We start from the raw sequence: 18,317 nt of genomic DNA, 5'->3' as shown, positions 1-18,317 counted from the left end.
ATCCTAAACGGCAGGCCGTTTAGGATTTGATCAGCATTAAGGCAGGATATCGGGCTGCTGCTGTGTGACTGGGTTGGCAGCCGCTTTCTCGCTCACCTTGCGTTTTCTGAACACAAGGTAAGAAATCAGAACGATTCCCGTGATGACGCCTGTCAGCAGCAGCTCGTCTCTCATGGAATCAATAAACGCCATGGACACTAAAATTCCGCAAATGGCGAGGATGGTCAAGTAGGTTAGGAAAGGGAAGAGCCACATTTTGATCTTCAATGCTTCTGGGTTTGTTTTTTCGAGTTTTTTCCGCATTTTCAGCTGGGAAACTGCGATGACAAGATAGACGAGTAAAGCGATTGCGCCTGATGAGTTGACTAAGAATAAAAAGACGGTATCCGGTGAAAAATAGTTCATTACGACCGCGATATAAGAGAAAAATGTCCCGGCCACAATGGCTTGTACGGGAACGCCTTTTTTGCTCAATTTCATAAAACGGCGCGGCGCTTCGTTTCTTTCTGCAAGTGAATACAGCATTCTGGATGTGGTGTACAAACCTGAATTCAGGCAAGAGAGTACGGCTGTGAGGACGATAAAGTTCATAATCTGTGCGGCTGCGGGCACTCCTATATGCTCAAGTACAGCGACGAAAGGGCTTTCTAAAATATTTGCTGAATTCCATGGCAACAGCGCCACGACAATGGCGATTGAGCCCACGTAAAAGACGATGATGCGCCATACAACGGATCTGGTGGCTTTTGTCACAGATTCGATCGGGTTGGATGTTTCCCCTGCTGCAATGGCAACGATTTCAGTTCCCATAAAAGAGAAGATGACAACGACAATGCCGAGCAATACGGAGCTGATGCCCTCCGGGAAAAATCCGCCTTTGCCTGTAAGATTCGAAAAACCGACTGGCTCACTGCCCGGTGCAAAGCCAAAAATAAAGGCAAAACCAACGATTAGAAAAGCAATGATAGTCACAACTTTAATGAGGGAGAACCAATATTCAAACTCACCGAAAGACTTAACGGAGTAGACGTTTGTCAGGGTGAGCACAATGGTCAAGATCAAACTTGTCAGCCACAGCGGAATATCATGGAACCAGTATTGAATAATGCCAGCACCGGCAATGGCTTCGATCGCGATGACGATCACCCAGAAAAACCAGTACAGCCAGCCGATTGTAAATCCTGCCCACGGTCCGATGGCGTCGTGAGCGTATTGAGAAAACGATCCGCTCGTCGGGTTTACGGCAGACATCTCACCGAGCATTCTCATAATAAAAATCACCAATAATCCGGCTAACGCGTAAGAAACAACGGCACCCGGACCGGTCGAGTGAATCACTGAACCGCTGCCTACAAATAGGCCGGCTCCGATTACACCGGCAATCGAAATCATTGTCATATGGCGGGTCTTTAATTCCTTTTTTAATCCTGATTGAGACTGGTTCATAAGTTACCTCCTTTTAAAATGCAATCATTACTGAATATTATGATAATTGAAACTCTATCATAAATATACAGTTTGTCGAAAATTCGTGTAAGAAAATATACCAGCTTATTTCAAATTTGTAGTGTTTTGTTTGCGCTTTCAGCGAATGTGTGGAAAAAATGTTTCGTTTTTTATTTGCTGTGTGATTTTGTGTACTATTTACAATTCGATAGAATGCGAGAAGTGCTGGTATTATTGGATCTGATGGGCTTTTTGGCGGAGCAAATAAATTGGATGAGAGAAAAAGTGTTCCATCGTCACTATTTTTCTGTGGCGGGTGAATCATGTTTCTGTAGACCCACTGCGGATCAGCTTTGTAAGATAATAATAGGAAAATGTGAGCGGGGAGGAGGTTTTGTATGGAGAGATATGATGAACTGAAAAAGGGAGAATCCGGAGCGCTGGTCAGCATTGCCGCGTATCTAGTTCTTTCCGCAATTAAACTGATCATCGGTTATCTTTTTCACTCGGAAGCACTTACGGCAGACGGATTAAATAACACAACTGACATTATTGCTTCTGTTGCTGTGCTGATTGGCCTGCGCATCTCTCAAAAGCCTCCTGACGAAGATCATCCATACGGCCACTTTCGAGCGGAAACGATTGCATCGCTTATCGCATCGTTTATTATGATGGTTGTCGGCCTGCAAGTGCTGTTCAGCGCCGGAGAATCTATTTTTTCTGCTAAACAAGAGACGCCGGATATGATTGCGGCTTGGACGGCAGCGGGCGGGGCAGTCCTGATGCTGATCGTTTACCGGTACAATAAAAGGCTGGCCAAAAAGGTGAAGAGCCAGGCGCTCCTTGCTGCGGCTGCTGATAATAAATCAGACGCATTCGTCAGTATCGGCACATTTATCGGCATTGTAGCTGCTCAATTCCATCTTGCTTGGATTGATACGGTCACTGCGTTTGTGATCGGTCTGCTTATTTGCAAGACCGCATGGGATATCTTTAAAGAGTCATCTCACTCTTTGACAGATGGATTCGACATAAAGGACATTTCCGCTTATAAACAGACAATCGAAAAAATCTCCGGTGTGAGCCGTTTAAAAGACATAAAAGCAAGATACTTGGGCAGTACGGTTCATGTTGATGTGGTGGTTGAGGTATCGGCAGATTTAAATATTACGGAAAGCCACGATATAGCCAATGAAATTGAGCGGAGAATGAAGGAGGAGCATGCGATTGATTATTCGCATGTTCATATGGAGCCTTTAGAACACAAATAATTGAGCTTCCTGCCACAGGAAGCTTTTTTGTGTGTTTTGGCCAGCTTTATTGGAAACAATTTGCTAGAATCGTTTTTTTATACAGATTGCTTTTTGTGGTAAAGTTAGGTTACATTATGATGAATTTTGTAGATGATTAGGAGGAAAAGAATGGCATATCAAGAAGACCTGCATCCTTTGCTGGGGAAAGCAGTTGAACATATTAATAGAGTAATGGTTGGAAAACGAGACATCGCCATACTCAGCTTAGCAGCCCTTCTTGCCAAAGGGCATGTGCTGCTTGAGGATGTACCCGGAGTCGGAAAAACGATGATGGTCCGCGCGCTGGCAAAGTCAATCGGCGCTGATTTCAAAAGAATCCAATTCACTCCGGATTTGCTGCCATCTGATGTAACAGGGGTATCTATCTATAATGCGAAAACGATGGAATTTGAATATCGTCCCGGCCCGATTATGGGAAATATCGTGCTAGCCGATGAAATCAACCGTACCTCTCCGAAGACACAGTCGGCTTTGCTCGAAGCGATGGAAGAGGGGAGCGTCACGGTAGATGGCCATACGATGCAGCTTGCCGATCCGTTTTTTGTGATGGCAACGCAAAACCCGGTCGAATATGAAGGAACCTATCCTTTGCCGGAAGCCCAGCTTGACCGGTTTTTATTCAAACTTCGGATGGGTTATCCGTCCTTTAATGAAGAGCTTGACGTCTTATCTCTTCAGGAAAAAAGCCATCCGATTGAGACGCTTGAGCCGATTATTGCAAAAGAAGACTTCATCCGTTTACAGCGGGAAGTGCAAAATGTCCGTGCTGATGACAGCATTAAGGAATATATCGTTGAAATCGTGCAGAAAACGAGACAGCATCCTTCTGTTCAATTAGGCGTCAGCCCGCGCGGCTCAATCGCCCTCATGAAAGCGGCACAGGCATACGCGCTGCTGCATCATCGCGACTATGTCATACCGGATGATATTCAATATTTAGCTCCTTTCACGCTGCCGCACCGGATGATGCTTCATCCTGAGGCAAAATTTGAAGGGATTCAGGCAGAAGCGATCGTAAGGGAGATCATGTCAGCTGTGAAGGTGCCGGTTCAAAGGTCGTCGGTCCGCTGATGAATAAGAAATGGCAATGGCTCGTATATGGTTGGAAGCTGATTATATTAACTTTATTGACGGCTGCTGTTTTTTCTTATGCGATGTTTCAGGGCGGCTTTGTCAGCTGGTTTTTGTTTTACGCGTTTCTCCCTTTTGTCTTGTATGCCGGGCTGTTGGCCTTGTATCCGCTCCGTTCTTTTCAGGCTTCAAGGCAAATGGATAAAACACAATTGCATGCGGGGGACAGGCTGGGCGTAACGGTTACGCTGAGAAGAAAGCTGCCATTTCCCCTGATGTATATGGTGATTGAAGATTGCCTGCCAGAAGGTATCGAGTCATTAAATCGAGACGGAGCCGCGGCCAAACGGCTCGTTTTTCCTTGGTTTAAACGGAGCATAACGATGTCGTATGAATTAGCTCGGGTACCGCGCGGAGAGCATCACTTTCATTCTGTCAGGGTGCGAACCGGGGATGTTCTTGGCTTGATTGAAAAAACTGCATTTTTTGAGCTGGATGATACCCTGTTTGTTTATCCATTCTATCAGCGTTTTTCCTATCAGGTGAATGAGAGGCATCAGGAAGACGGTGTAAGCGGTTCTTCTCCAATTCATGAGCACCATTCCTCAGTCGCAGCAAGTGTGCGGAATTATCAGCCGGGAGACCGGTTTGCTGCGTTAGATTGGAAGACATCTGCACGGCGGAGCCAGCTGATGACGAAGGAATTTGAGCCTTCTCGCAGCAAAAATCTGTTTCTGCTGATGGACCGTTTTTCCTCAGACGCATTTGAAGAGGTCGTTTCAGTGACAGCTTCGATTCTTCATTCTGTTTTAAAAAACGGCGCGGGCGCTGGCCTGGCTTCCATCGGGAAGGAAAAAAACATTTTCCCTATTCAGGAAGGGGATCAGCATTTTAAGCACATGCTTCGGCATTTAGCCATCGCTCATTGTGATGCGGCAGACCCGATAAGCCGATATGCACGGGAAGAGCTGGGAAAGCCATCTGTTCGCCAAGCTGATCAAGTTGTTGTCACGGGACAGTTAACGGAAGATATGCTGCACCTCGCAGAAATAGGAGGCGGCCGGGTTACGGTGATACTGGCAAAAGAGAAAGATGCTGTGCTCTCTCAAGCTGAAAATGCCATGATTGAACGCATGATGAAACGCCAAATCAGAGTTCGGGTCATGAGGGGCGGGCGAGTTTCGCGTGTTGTTTAGAAAGAGAGGTGACTGGTTCACATGCCGCACGATGATCACAAGGGAAGCCGTTTGAGCTTGCTGTTATTTTATTTTCTGGCTTTTTTATTGCTGTGGGAGTGGCTCAGGCCGCTTGACAGTTTTACTGAAACGAAACATACAGGCTTTTTTAGTGTCTTTATCGGTTTGACGTTTCTGCTGACTTTTTTCAGGATGAGGTGGTTTGTCACAGTTCCTTTTTGTGTCATATTTACATTGATCTCGATACACATCCTGTTTTATCAAGGATCTATATTCGACTTGAGCTGGGTCAGCTCTTTTTTGCAGGATGTCTATCTGAATATCACGCTGATTCAATCAGGGCAATGGAATGACATGATTCCTTCATTTCGGACCCTGCTGTTTTTTGTGCTACTGTGGCTGCTGGTCTATCTCCTGCATTATTGGGTGATTTACCAGAGAAGAATTTTGTTTTTCTTTTTGATGACAGTAGCGTATATTACGATTCTTGATACCTTTACGCCATATGATGCCACTTTTGCCGTCATCCGTATCGTGCTGATCGGCTTCTTTATGCTGGGCCTTTTATACTTGGAACGCATTAAGCTGATGGAAAGAATCACACTGCCAAAAACATCTGTCCTGAAATGGTTTCTTCCTTTATCTGTATTGGTTTTGGCTGCAACGGGATTCGGACTCGCCGCTCCAAAATCAGAGCCGGCCTGGCCTGATCCGGTGCCTTTTCTTAAAAAAATCACTCATCAAGACCGCGTGTCTGCAGGGGAAAGCAAAATCGGATACGGGAATCATGATGAATCACTCGGCGGCCCGTTCCAGCAGGATGCTACACCTGTTTTTACATGGCAGGGAAAAGAGCGTACGTATTTCCGTGTGGAAACGAAGGACACGTATACCGGAAAAGGCTGGATTGAAACAGACACAGGCATGTCGTATCAGCTTAGCAATGGAAAAGTTGAAAATCTGTGGTTTGACCATAAGGTTGCGACAGAGCGCCGCACCGTCCGTGTAAAAGTCGATAAGCACTACGGGTATAACCATTTGATGTATCCGATTGGTGCGGAAACCATTCAGCCAAAGCAGGCTGTCTCACTTGAAATGAACGGCAACACGGAGCAAATTTCTCCGATCAGTGAACAAGCCGGTGAAATCAGAAATATGGGGAATTATACTGTAACGTACAATTCCCCGGTCTATAAGCTGGATGAACTGAGAAAGGTAAAAGTGAGAAAAAACAGTGAGGAGTACACATTCAGCGATCGCTACATGCAGCTTCCAGATTCACTGCCAGAGCGGGTGAGAACCCTTGCGATCAAACTGACTCAGGATCACGACAATATGTTTGATAAGGTGAAAGCGGTTGAGGACTATTTAGGGTCAAATGCGTTCACATATGAAACAGAAAACGTGACCATTCCGAAGAATGATGAAGATTATGTCGATCAATTTCTCTTTGAAACGAAAATGGGTTATTGTGATAACTTTTCTTCCGCCATGGTGGTGCTCTTGCGCTCGGCCGGCATTCCGGCCCGCTGGGTAAAGGGTTATACGTCCGGCGAATACAAAGAAGCAGGGAACAAAAATGGCAGCATTTACGAAGTGACAAATAACAATGCCCATTCCTGGGTAGAGGTGTATTTCCCGGAACAGGGCTGGGTTACATTTGAGCCGACTAAAGGGTTTACAAATCCGGCTCAATTTACTTCTTCTGACACAAAGGACTCCGGCAGTGATAACAGCAGCTCGCCGAAGAAAGCACAAGAGAAACAGAAAGAAGAGAAAAAACAGCCGCAAAAAGAAGAAAAACAAAAGGAAAAACGGGAGCCAGCTGTTTCTAAAAAGCCGTCCGCTTCGCATACTAATGCCGATGCGGGCTTGTATGCAGCGCTTGCGGTTCTTGCAGTCCTCCTGGTGGCAGCTGTATTGCTGTATGTTTTCCGCTCGTTATGGATTCCTGTTTTCGCCGTGAGGAAATTGAAGCGGCGCAGCGATCAGCACGCGTTTTTTGAGGCATATGACGCGCTGCTGAAACAACTGAAGAGAAAAGGGCTGCCGAAACGAGGCAGTGAAACGCTGCGTGATTATGCAAAACGAATCGATGAAAAATACGACATAGAAGACATGTCAAAGCTGACATTAAGCTATGAAAGGGCGCTTTACAGAAATGAAGATTCTTCAGCGCTTTGGAATGATTCCAGAGAGTTATGGGAAAATTTAATTAAAAGAAGATGGTCTTGACCGCTTATCAACGTGTTGTTAGAATTAGTGAATATTATCGGAGTCTGGGAGCGAGTTGGCCTGACTCCGGCAAACGGCCTTGCCAAAGAGGGCGGAGCGAGCTTCATATCTGTCCTCGTTTTTTTCTGTGTCAAAAAACTTAGAGGAGATTAGGTGACAACCATGACAAAGTTAGTGAATGAAATGATTCTTGTCCTTGATTTCGGCAGTCAGTATAACCAGCTGATTACACGCCGTATCCGTGAATTCGGTGTTTACAGCGAGCTGCATCCACATACATTGACGGCTGAAGAAATTAAAAAAATGAATCCAAAAGGAATTATTTTATCCGGCGGTCCAAACAGTGTGTATGATGAAAACTCTTTCCGCTGTGACGAGAAAATCTTCGAGCTTGATATTCCTGTTTTGGGAATTTGCTACGGCATGCAGTTGATGACTCATTACCTTGGCGGTAAAGTTGAAGCAGCAAGCCAGCGTGAATACGGAAAAGCAAATATCCGCATCGAAGGCACACCTGATTTGTTCAAAGATCTTCCAAATGAACAAGTGGTTTGGATGAGCCACGGTGATTTGGTTGTAGAAGTTCCTGAAGGCTTCACTGTTGACGCGACAAGCCATCACTGCCCGAACTCAGCAATGAGCAAAGCGGACAAAAAATGGTACGGCGTTCAGTTCCACCCGGAAGTGCGCCACTCTGAATACGGCAATGATCTTCTGAAAAACTTTGTATTCGGTGTTTGCGAATGCGAAGGCGAATGGTCAATGGAGAACTTTATCGAAGTCGAAATGCAAAAAATCCGTGAAACGGTCGGAGACAAACAGGTTCTTTGCGCGCTAAGCGGCGGCGTTGATTCCTCTGTTGTTGCTGTTTTGATTCATAAAGCGATCGGCGACCAGCTGACTTGTATCTTTGTAGACCATGGTCTTCTCCGTAAAGGCGAAGCTGAGGGTGTTATGAAAACATTCAGCGAAGGCTTTAACATGAATGTGATTAAAGTAGACGCAAAAGATCGATTCTTAAACAAACTAAAAGGCGTTTCTGATCCTGAACAAAAACGCAAAATCATCGGTAATGAATTCATTTACGTGTTTGATGATGAAGCGGACAAGCTCAAAGGCATCGACTACCTTGCACAAGGTACGCTTTACACAGATATCATCGAGAGCGGTACAGCAACGGCGCAAACGATCAAATCTCACCACAATGTCGGCGGACTTCCTGAAGACATGCAGTTTGAGCTGATCGAGCCGTTAAACACGCTCTTCAAAGACGAAGTGCGCGCGCTTGGCACAGAGCTCGGCATTCCAGATGAAATCGTATGGCGTCAGCCGTTCCCAGGACCGGGACTCGGAATCCGTGTTCTTGGCGAAGTAACAGAAGAAAAACTTGAAATCGTTCGTGAATCAGATGCAATCTTGCGTGAAGAAATTGCAAATCACGGCTTAGAGCGTGATATCTGGCAATACTTCACTGTTCTTCCTGACATCCGCAGCGTTGGTGTTATGGGTGACGCAAGAACATATGATTACACAATCGGAATCCGTGCCGTTACATCAATCGACGGCATGACATCTGACTGGGCGCGTATCCCGTGGGATGTGCTTGAAGTCATTTCGACACGTATCGTAAACGAAGTGAAGCACATTAACCGCGTGGTGTACGATATTACAAGTAAGCCACCTGCGACGATTGAGTGGGAATAAGTAAATAACAATGAGAAAAACGTCCCTTTTTCAAAAGGGGCGTTTTTTTTGTTAACTTTTTGAAACCGTTTCGACAATTTTTGTATCTAACAACATAGGAGGTGGATAAGGTGAAGGAAGAAAGATTGATTACAAAGGCGAGAAAAGGAAATGCTCGGGCCTTTGAAAAGCTTATGCTGGCACATCAGGAGACTTTATATAAAACAGCTTATCTCTATTTAAGAAATAAAGAAGATGCACTTGATGCTGTACAGGAAACAGCTTATAAAGCTTTTATCAGTATAGAAAAACTAAAAGAGCCAAAGTATTTTTTAACGTGGCTTACTCGAATATTGATTCATACCATTTTTGCCATGAATAAAAAGAAAGGAGATTTGGTTCCGTTTGAGAAACATCATGATGCTGGAACTAATCAAGCAAATATTGAGGAATACATAGACTTGCGAAATGCGATTGATTTACTTGATGAACATGTTCAGTTAACAATTCAGCTCTATTATTTTCAAGATTATTCGATTTCAATGATAGCTGAACAAACAGGAATGGCAGAAGGCACAATTAAAACCCATTTACATAGAGCGAGAAAAGCATTGAAACAGGAGCTGGAAAAGGAGGATCAAAACAAATGGACAAACACCAAATGAAGCAGATGTATGATGACATAGCAGTGCCAAAGAAAGCACTCAAAAAGGCAATACATCAAGCTGTCGTTCGTGCTGAAAATGAAAGTAACACAAGGCGCCGTTTTAAATGGGCACGAACTATTACAAATGGAATGGCTATTGCTGCTGTGGTATGTATATTGTATTTATCATCTGGTCTTTTTCTTCCCTCTGTAAACAAAGCGATGGGGAGCATACCCATTGTCGGACAAATTTATAAGGATTTTCAAGATAAAGTTGGTCTATCATTGTTTAAAAGCAATTTGGTCACAGCTTTAAATGAAAAAGCAGACTCCAGGGGAATCACTGTTTCTGTAAACAGCTCCTATTACGATGCCGGACAGCTTGTTTATAACTTCACTGTTGATAACTTCCACTCTGATGAAAAAGAGATCATGTATGATGTCGACGAAACGAGTTATAGCGACAACTTTTCAATCAACTACGATTCCTTAATGCTTAAAAAATTAAATAACAAGCAATACGCAGGACAATTAAGGATTTATACAAATGGTACTGAAATAAAAAATGGGGAAACCGTGCCCTTTGTAATTACTCATATCAATGAAATACAGGGAAATTGGAGATTCAAACTGCCTATTACCAAAAAGAATGCGGGTTATTTAGAAAGCTCAAAAATTATATCGGCTTATCATAATCGTTATCAATTTTCCAATATTCAAGTGGAAAACGGGAAACTTGGATCTGTCCTTCAATTTACAATCGATTATCAAGGCATAGCAAAGCATGATACGGTTGAAATTAACGAAGTTAAAGATGATTTAGGAAACACATATGAGATGTCAGCATCAAACATCGAACTTGGAGACCGCATAAAGGTAAACGAGAGAACGGTAAGAGCAAAAGGACAAACACAGTTAGAATCACCAATCAATCCAAAAGCGAAAAAGCTAACATTAATTGCAGATATTAGATCTGAGGCTGAGGGTAGTGAAATCGTCCCGCTTAATGCAGGGATGCCGTATCGTCTTTCGGAAACAAAGCATCAAAACATAGGGATAGAAATCAATAACATTAAACAAGAGGGGAGGGAAGTATTGGTTCATTACCGTTTCACTGGAGTTGATACTTCAAATATGTCAAAAGATGACTTAGTGAATATAGGTGAAATGATTGGCCTTGGTGATATGAAAAAAATGCAATCATGGTCTGATCCAATGGCTTATTATGAAGAAGGTTATTATTTGAAATGGAATAAAGCTGAAGTGAAGAATATGGACACAGCCGAAATGGTATCAACTTTTGAACTGGATGACGCTTATCTTGATAAGCTGTCTTTAAAGCATTTTGAGTTTAATGAATACGGTCTGTATATTGATAAAGGCGTTTTAAATGACCTGATTCAACTAAAGCCATTCTCGTTTACTGTACCAGTGCATCAGGTGAGTCAGCCTTCAAGATAAAATAATCATAAGTTGAAAAGCCGTATGAAGTCATGCATACGGTTTTTATCATTGTTGCCAATTTAGTCAATAGACGAATAAACCAATTTTTTTAATAAGTAATGTTCGTTGTTTATATTGTCAATTCAAAATGAAGTTGGTACAATAGACACAGAAATCAAATAAGATGAATTCGTATAATCGCGGGAATATGGCTCGCAAGTCTCTACCAAGCTACCGTAAATGGCTTGACTACGTAAACATTTCTTTCGTTTGATATAAATAAAACACGTTTATTTATTCAAACTGAAATCCGTCTGTAGTCAAGCGTCCCAAAATGTATTGGGGCGTTTTTTATTTGGCGTTTTCAGGACAGAATAAATAGCAAAGAGTGAAGGGAGTCAAATAGCTTGAAAACGTTTTTTCAGTTTGATGAGCTGGGCACCAGCTATCGCAATGAAATCATTGGCGGATTAACGACTTTTTTATCTATGGCATATATTTTGTTCGTCAATCCGATTACGCTTGCTTTGGAGAGCGTGAAAGATTTTCCGGAGGCGCTGAGAATTGACCAGGGTGCAGTCTTTACGGCGACAGCGCTGGCGTCTGCAGCAGGCTGTATCTTAATGGGATTAATAGCGAGATATCCGATTGCCATCGCGCCGGGTATGGGGCTGAACGCGTTTTTTGCGTTTTCTGTTGTCCTTGGTATGGGTATTTCATGGCAGGCAGCTTTGTCTGGTGTTTTTATTTCAGGTCTTATTTTCGTTGCTCTTTCTTTAACAGGTTTTCGTGAAAAAATCATCAACGCCATTCCGCCTGAGCTGAAATTGGCAGTCGGTGCGGGGATCGGCCTGTTTATTACATTTGTTGGATTACAAGGTTCAGGAATCATTACAGCGAATCCTTCTACGCTCGTCACGATCGGAAACATTCACAGCGGTCCTGTGCTGTTAACGATTTTCGGTGTGATTGTCACGGTTATTTTAATGGTGCTTCGCGTGAACGCAGGCGTGTTTATCGGGATGCTGTTAACAGCGGTAGCCGGCATGATTTTCGGTTTGGTTCCGGTTCCGACTCAAATTGTCGGCAGTGTGCCAAGCCTTGCGCCGACTTTCGGACAAGCGTGGATTCACCTCCCGGATATTTTCTCTGTACAAATGCTGATCGTTATTTTAACATTCTTGTTTGTCGGATTTTTTGATACAGCTGGTACACTTGTTGCTGTGGCGACACAAGCTGGTTTAATGAAGGAAAACAAATTGCCGCGTGCGGGCCGTGCGCTTTTAGCTGATTCATCTTCTATTGTGATCGGTGCCGTGCTTGGTACGTCTACAACAACTTCTTATGTGGAATCAAGCTCAGGTGTCGCTGCGGGTGCCCGGTCAGGGTTTGCCGCAATTGTAACAGGGATTCTCTTTTTACTGGCTACGTTTTTCTCTCCGCTCCTATCAGTCGTTACATCAAATGTAACAGCTCCGGCGCTTATTATTGTTGGTGCATTGATGGTGGCGCCGCTTGGCAAAATCGCTTGGGATAAGTTCGAAGTGGCCGTTCCTGCTTTCCTTACCATGATCATGATGCCGTTAACGTACAGCATTGCGACTGGTATTGCCATCGGGTTTATTTTCTATCCGATTACAATGGTGTGCAAAGGAAAAGCCAAAGAGGTTCATCCAATCATGTACGGGCTGTTTATCGTATTTATCCTGTACTTTATCTTCTTAAAATAAGGAATGAAAAACCAGCTGCACAGGCAGCTGGTTTTTTTGTTGCAAAAGATAAAACCATTTCATACGATATACCGTCATGTAGATGTGCCGCCATGCTTTACTTAAATGGAAATGACTTGACTGTTCAGGAAGGCTTCGGTACCTTATATAAGTGTTTTATTTTCTTGCTGAATGGTATTCCGCCGTATTTTTTTGATAGGAGTTGCTGACATGACGGAAGAAAGAAAAGAAACGTTTGAAGAAGAAATTAACCAGAGTGAAAGAATAGATGCAGATGAAGAACCGCTATCGAGAATGTCCAGAAAGGCGAGCCGGCAAAGCAAGCAGAAGCAAAAACAAAAGCAGAAACCGCGCCAGGAACGCGGTGAATCAACTGTTAAAGACAAGCTTGCGTCTGTTTGGGCAGCCATCAACAGATATTGCGGATTTGCGTTCTCGATTTTAAAATCTCCGGCGAAAACTGTCGTAACGGATTGTTTTTCTCATTATAAATACGGTCTGATTTCAATGCTTATATTCAGTATCATTTTTTCAATTGGGAATTGGTTTCAGTTAAAGGCAAGCTGGAATCGGCCGCTCGGTTTCGGAGAACGCCATCATGCTTTCTATGACGGGTTTTTAGTTGTTCTTGTGTATTTGCTGATCTTTTTCGCGGTAATGGTCTTTGCTATATGGGCTGTCTCCCGCTATATGATGAAGCAGAAGGTGACGTTCAGAGAAGCAGCTGCCGTATTGGGTTCATTGCTTGTACCGGTAATTGCTGTTTCAATCCTTTGGCTGATCTTTGCGATCGTAAATATCCCAATGCTGACAGTACTGTTTACGGTGCTGATCTTGTTTTCCATCTTTTTTATCATCGCGCTGTATGTACAGCGTGTGTACCAGGCGGCACAAGATGCACCAATTGATTATATCTATTGTGTATTTGCAGTGGTTGCGATAGCGCTGCTGTTTACGGCAGTGACTTGGCCGTTTATTTCTGAATATTTTACGGCGTCGCTGATTCCGCTTTAATGAAAAAACCGGCTAATCCTAGCCGGTTTTTTTATGTCACACTTTTTACAAATATATCTAAAAAACATAGTTGATTTGTAGGATTAACCCGTGTATGATGGGGAAAATGCTGAAAACGTCCAGCGCAAAAACCTTTATGTTTAAGGAGGATGATGGACATGGCTGATGTGCTTCGCCGAGCAATTAACCAAAAGAAGCAATTTTTAAAAACCAAATTACTGCTCTCGGAATTTTATCAAGGAAGAGGGGAACAGCTTGCTGACTACACGCTGAGTGAGCTTGAGAAAGAATACAAGTCCCTTCAGAAAATGAAAAAAGAGATCTGACAATAGATATAAAGAGGTGAGTCTGCTGAAAAGCGGGCTTTTTTGTTTTGATTTTGAAAAGGCGAGAAAGAGGGTAAACTACTACTGTTCAACACATAAAAGCATGTCGAAATATTTTGCTTAAACTTACGGGCGAAGCTGATTGTAAACGGCTCATTTCTCTAGTAGAATATGAATGCTTTGTGCAAGCTGAAGAGTAGGGGGATGAATAAAATGATGCAAACCATCTTATCAAATGGGATAGCCATGGTTCTCATAATTCTCATTATTAATATTGTCTATGTGTCATTTTTTACGATAAGAATGATTTTAACGCTGAAAGGACAGCGTTATTTAGCGGCCGGCATCAGTACGATTGAAATACTGGTTTATGTGACAGGGCTGAGTCTGGTGCTCGATAACTTAGACCAGATTCAAAATGTGATCGCGTACGCGCTCGGTTACGGTCTAGGCGTAATTGTCGGCATGAAAATAGAAGAAAAATTGGCGCTTGGCTATATTATGGTCAATGTGATTACGAAGGAGCTCGATCTTGATCTTCCGAAGCAGCTCCGTGAAAAAGGCTACGGCGTGACAAATTGGGTGGCAGGCGGGCTTGAAGGCGACCGCACAGCCCTTCAGATCCTGACGCCGAGAAGATATGAACTCCAGCTATATGATACGATTAAAACACTTGATTCAAAAGCCTTTATTATTGCGTACGAACCAAAAACAATCCACGGCGGCTTCTGGGTCAAAGCGGTGAAGAAGAGGAGAATTAAAGAATAATGGCAAAGCCGAAGAAGAAAAAGTTTGAAGTGACAGAGCAGCAAACGATCGATGCGGTGCTTCAGCAAATGAAAGAAGAAGGATATCTGCCTGTAAGGCGAATGGAAGAGCCTATTTTTATGGAAAAAAAGGAAAATGGGTCAATTCAGATCGTTCCGTGCGGGAAAAAAATCGTATTTGAAGGGAAATTGATCTAAAACACGAACATTAGTAGAATGAATTTTTGTATCGTTCGATAATATCGTTGACATTATCCATGTCCGTTGTTAAGATAAACATGAAATCAAAACACGACCTCATATAATCTTGGGAATATGGCCCATAAGTTTCTACCCGGCAACCGTAAATTGCCGGACTATGCAGGAAAGTGATCGATAAAACTGACATGGATATATCGCAGAAGCGAACGACTGACGATACATGTACCATGCCCGGTTTGTATTGCTTCCTCATAAGTGCAATGCAGAGCGGGTATTTTTTATTTTCTGAAAACAAAAGCATTAGAAGGTGGGGAACAGAATGCAGCCGCTAGTAGGAATCATCATGGGAAGCACTTCCGATTGGGAGACAATGAAACACGCATGCGACATACTTGACGAACTCAATGTTCCGTACGAAAAAAAGGTCGTTTCCGCTCACCGGACGCCTGATTTCATGTTTGAATATGCTGAAACTGCTAGAGAAAGAGGCATCAAGGTGATTATTGCCGGTGCCGGAGGAGCGGCGCATCTGCCAGGGATGACGGCTGCGAAAACAACACTGCCAGTCATTGGAGTTCCGGTTCAGTCCAAGGCGCTGAACGGAATGGATTCACTTCTTTCCATCGTCCAAATGCCTGGAGGCGTGCCTGTTGCGACAACATCCATCGGCAAAGCGGGTGCTGTGAACGCAGGCCTGTTAGCGGCGCAAATTTTGTCAGCATTTGACGAAGACCTTGCCCGTAAGCTGGATGAGAGAAGAGAAAATACAAAACAGACAGTGTTAGAAAGCAGTGATCAGCTTGTCTAAACAAATCATCTATCCGGGAGCTGTAATCGGCATTATCGGCGGCGGCCAGCTTGGGAAAATGATGGCTGTGTCCGCCAAACAAATGGGGTATAAAGTCGCGGTCGTTGATCCGGTGAAAGATTCGCCGTGCGGGCAGGTTGCGGATGTCGAAATTACCGCTCATTATAATGACCGTGAAGCGATTCGAAAATTGGCTGAAATCAGCGATATCATCACATATGAGTTTGAAAACATCGACTATGATGCGCTGCATTGGCTGAAAGATCATGCGTATCTCCCGCAAGGAAGTGAGCTGCTGCTCATTACCCAAAACCGTGAAACAGAGAAAAAAGCAATTCAATCCGCGGGCTGTGAAGTCGCACCGTACAGCATCGTCAAAACAAAGAATGAATTGACACAGGCGGTACAAGAGCTCGGGTTACCCGCAGTTCTGAAGACATGCCGCGGCGGGTACGACGGCAAAGGCCAATTTGTGATAAAAGAAGAGGCGCAAATGGAGCAGGCAGCCGCTCTGTTAGAACACGGAACTTGCATTCTTGAAAGCTGGGTTTCTTTTAAAATGGAACTGTCGGTGATCGTCGTCAGATCGGTAAACGGTGAAATTTCAACGTTTCCGACAGCTGAAAACATTCACCACAACAATATTCTTTTCCAAAGCATCGTGCCCGCACGGGTAGAGAAAGGGATTCAGCAGAAGGCTGCTGATCTCGCAGTTAAGCTTGCAGATGAGCTTAACCTTGTCGGACCGCTTGCAGTTGAGATGTTCCTGACAGAGGACGGAGAGCTTTTGGTCAATGAACTGGCGCCAAGACCGCACAATTCTGGGCATTATACGCTGGACCTTTGCGAGACGAGCCAGTTTGAGCAGCATATCAGAGCGGTATGCGGGCTTCCGCTTGGGAAGACAGATTTGCTGAAGCCGGGCATGATGGTGAATCTTCTCGGCGATGAAGTGAAGCTTGTTGAGGAAGACCCGGAGCTTTTAAAAGAGGCAAAGCTATATATATACGGAAAACATGAAATCAAAAAAGGCCGCAAAATGGGGCATATTACATTTATGAAGCAGCCTGAAGACGAATGGATTCAGGAGATCACAAATAAATGGATGAATAGAGATGGAGGACAAGCAGAATGATCGAACGTTATTCAAGACCTGAAATGTCCGCGATTTGGACGGATGAAAACAGATTTCAAGCATGGCTGGAGGTAGAGATTCTTGCCTGTGAAGCGTGGGCGGAGCTTGGCGTCATTCCGAAAGAAGATGTAAAAGTTATGCGTGAGAACGCATCATTTGACATCAACCGCATTTTAGAAATCGAACAGGACACGCGCCATGACGTTGTCGCTTTTACGCGCGCCGTTTCCGAATCACTGGGCGAAGAAAGAAAATGGGTGCACTACGGATTAACGTCAACTGACGTTGTTGATACGGCTCTTTCCTACTTATTAAAACAGGCAAACGATATTTTGCTCAAGGATCTTGAGAGATTTGTTGACATTATTAAAGAAAAAGCGAAAGAACATAAATACACAGTCATGATGGGGCGCACGCACGGCGTACACGCTGAGCCTACAACTTTCGGCTTAAAACTTGCGCTTTGGCATGAAGAAATGAAACGTAATCTTGAGCGCTTCAAACAAGCGAAAGCAGGCATCGAGGTTGGAAAGATTTCTGGCGCTGTCGGCACATATGCGAACATTGATCCATTTGTTGAACAATATGTCTGTGAGAAGCTCGGATTGAAAGCAGCACCGATTTCCACTCAAACCCTTCAGCGTGACCGCCATGCTGACTATATGGCAACACTTGCTTTGATTGCGACAAGCATCGAGAAATTCGCTGTGGAAATCCGTGGACTGCAAAAGAGTGAAACACGTGAAGTAGAGGAATTTTTCGCGAAAGGGCAAAAGGGTTCATCTGCAATGCCGCATAAACGAAATCCGATTGGCTCTGAAAACATGACAGGCATGGCGCGCGTAATCCGCGGCTACATGATGACAGCTTACGAAAATGTTCCATTATGGCATGAGCGCGATATTTCTCATTCTTCAGCAGAACGAATTATTCTTCCGGATGCGACAATTGCGCTGAACTACATGCTGAACCGCTTCTCCAACATCGTGAAGAACTTAACGGTCTTCCCGGAAAACATGAAACGCAACATGGACCGCACTCTCGGCCTTATCTATTCTCAGCGCGTGCTGCTTGCTTTGATTGACACAGGCCTGACTCGTGAAGAAGCCTATGATACAGTGCAGCCGAAGGCAATGGAAGCGTGGGAAAAACAAGTGCCGTTCCGCGAGCTTGTGGAAGCGGAAGAGAAAATCACGTCACGTCTTTCTCCGGAAAAAATTGCTGACTGCTTTGATTACAATTACCATCTGAAAAATGTTGATCTGATCTTTGAACGTTTAGGTTTAGCATAGAAGAAGCTTTT

17 protein-coding genes and 2 riboswitches are annotated in these 18,317 nt (G+C 44.0%); of the genes, 15 read left to right on the top strand and 2 right to left on the bottom strand.

The window, feature by feature from the left end:
- Positions 1-36: 36 nt before the first annotated feature.
- Both gabP and NYE22_RS18830 read right to left on the bottom strand, forming a co-directional pair.
- The gene (gene gabP, locus NYE22_RS18835) at positions 37-1,446 is read right to left on the bottom strand and encodes a GABA permease (protein ID WP_014479049.1); all 1,410 of its coding nucleotides are present in this window, start codon (positions 1,444-1,446) and stop codon (positions 37-39) included.
- A 37-nt stretch (positions 1,447-1,483) separates the two neighbouring features.
- The gene (locus NYE22_RS18830; protein WP_064671848.1) at positions 1,484-1,771 is read right to left on the bottom strand and encodes a hypothetical protein; all 288 of its coding nucleotides are present in this window, start codon (positions 1,769-1,771) and stop codon (positions 1,484-1,486) included.
- 73 nt (positions 1,772-1,844) lie between these two features.
- Between NYE22_RS18830 and mneS the strand changes: the two genes are divergently transcribed.
- The 15 genes from mneS (at position 1,845) to purB (ending at position 18,306) form a co-directional block, all read left to right on the top strand.
- Positions 1,845-2,717, top strand: a complete 873-nt coding sequence (gene mneS / locus NYE22_RS18825) for a manganese transporter MneS (RefSeq protein WP_015382984.1) — start codon at positions 1,845-1,847, stop codon at positions 2,715-2,717.
- A 150-nt stretch (positions 2,718-2,867) separates the two neighbouring features.
- Positions 2,868-3,830 carry a MoxR family ATPase gene (locus NYE22_RS18820; RefSeq protein WP_069837334.1) on the top strand — a complete coding sequence of 321 codons (963 nt, stop codon included), beginning with the start codon at positions 2,868-2,870 and terminating at the stop codon, positions 3,828-3,830.
- The gene (locus tag NYE22_RS18815) at positions 3,830-5,026 is read left to right on the top strand and encodes a DUF58 domain-containing protein (protein WP_070548648.1); all 1,197 of its coding nucleotides are present in this window, start codon (positions 3,830-3,832) and stop codon (positions 5,024-5,026) included. Before NYE22_RS18820 ends, NYE22_RS18815 begins: the two co-directional genes overlap by 1 nt.
- A 21-nt stretch (positions 5,027-5,047) precedes the next feature.
- On the top strand, positions 5,048-7,261 hold the full coding sequence (locus NYE22_RS18810) for a DUF4129 domain-containing transglutaminase family protein (RefSeq protein ID WP_085186976.1): 2,214 nt from the start codon (positions 5,048-5,050) through the stop codon (positions 7,259-7,261).
- A 162-nt stretch (positions 7,262-7,423) separates the two neighbouring features.
- Positions 7,424-8,965 (top strand): glutamine-hydrolyzing GMP synthase, encoded by a 1,542-nt coding sequence (gene guaA, locus NYE22_RS18805; protein ID WP_342412051.1) that lies wholly within the window; start codon positions 7,424-7,426, stop codon positions 8,963-8,965.
- 110 nt (positions 8,966-9,075) lie between these two features.
- On the top strand, positions 9,076-9,609 hold the full coding sequence (locus NYE22_RS18800; RefSeq protein ID WP_017695646.1) for a sigma-70 family RNA polymerase sigma factor: 534 nt from the start codon (positions 9,076-9,078) through the stop codon (positions 9,607-9,609).
- Positions 9,591-11,051: a DUF4179 domain-containing protein gene (locus tag NYE22_RS18795; protein ID WP_153257300.1), complete on the top strand. Its 1,461-nt coding sequence runs from the start codon at positions 9,591-9,593 to the stop codon at positions 11,049-11,051. Before NYE22_RS18800 ends, NYE22_RS18795 begins: the two co-directional genes overlap by 19 nt.
- Before the next feature lie 152 nt (positions 11,052-11,203).
- A riboswitch (purine riboswitch) is annotated at positions 11,204-11,305 on the top strand.
- Between the two features lie 135 nt (positions 11,306-11,440).
- Complete coding sequence (pbuG, locus tag NYE22_RS18790) at positions 11,441-12,763, top strand: hypoxanthine/guanine permease PbuG (protein ID WP_041851234.1); 1,323 nt, start codon at positions 11,441-11,443, stop codon at positions 12,761-12,763.
- Positions 12,764-12,973: 210 nt separating this feature from the next.
- A complete protein-coding gene (locus NYE22_RS18785) occupies positions 12,974-13,777 on the top strand; it encodes a hypothetical protein (RefSeq protein ID WP_342412050.1) in 804 nt (267 codons plus the stop codon).
- 158 nt (positions 13,778-13,935) lie between these two features.
- Positions 13,936-14,103, top strand: a complete 168-nt coding sequence (locus NYE22_RS18780; RefSeq protein ID WP_003244066.1) for a Fur-regulated basic protein FbpA — start codon at positions 13,936-13,938, stop codon at positions 14,101-14,103.
- A gap of 213 nt (positions 14,104-14,316) precedes the next feature.
- The gene (locus tag NYE22_RS18775; protein ID WP_009966729.1) at positions 14,317-14,871 is read left to right on the top strand and encodes a DUF5698 domain-containing protein; all 555 of its coding nucleotides are present in this window, start codon (positions 14,317-14,319) and stop codon (positions 14,869-14,871) included.
- Positions 14,871-15,068 carry an NETI motif-containing protein gene (locus NYE22_RS18770; protein ID WP_003219403.1) on the top strand — a complete coding sequence of 66 codons (198 nt, stop codon included), beginning with the start codon at positions 14,871-14,873 and terminating at the stop codon, positions 15,066-15,068. The genes NYE22_RS18775 and NYE22_RS18770 overlap by 1 nt, the downstream gene beginning before the upstream one ends.
- Before the next feature lie 79 nt (positions 15,069-15,147).
- Positions 15,148-15,249: riboswitch (purine riboswitch) on the top strand.
- Between the two features lie 141 nt (positions 15,250-15,390).
- Positions 15,391-15,879, top strand: a complete 489-nt coding sequence (purE, locus tag NYE22_RS18765) for a 5-(carboxyamino)imidazole ribonucleotide mutase (RefSeq protein WP_003244134.1) — start codon at positions 15,391-15,393, stop codon at positions 15,877-15,879.
- A complete protein-coding gene (purK, locus tag NYE22_RS18760; RefSeq protein WP_342412049.1) occupies positions 15,872-17,014 on the top strand; it encodes a 5-(carboxyamino)imidazole ribonucleotide synthase in 1,143 nt (380 codons plus the stop codon). The genes purE and purK overlap by 8 nt, the downstream gene beginning before the upstream one ends.
- Entirely contained in the window at positions 17,011-18,306 is a 1,296-nt protein-coding gene (gene purB, locus NYE22_RS18755) for an adenylosuccinate lyase (RefSeq protein WP_014476028.1), read from the top strand. The genes purK and purB overlap by 4 nt, the downstream gene beginning before the upstream one ends.
- Positions 18,307-18,317: the final 11 nt, after the last annotated feature.

The sequence above is a fragment of the Bacillus sp. FSL K6-1560 genome, from assembly GCF_038592935.1.
Lineage (GTDB): Bacteria > Bacillota > Bacilli > Bacillales > Bacillaceae > Bacillus > Bacillus subtilis.
The sequence above is the reverse complement of the archived record's forward strand: the minus strand, read 5'-3'. Positions and strand labels throughout refer to the sequence as shown.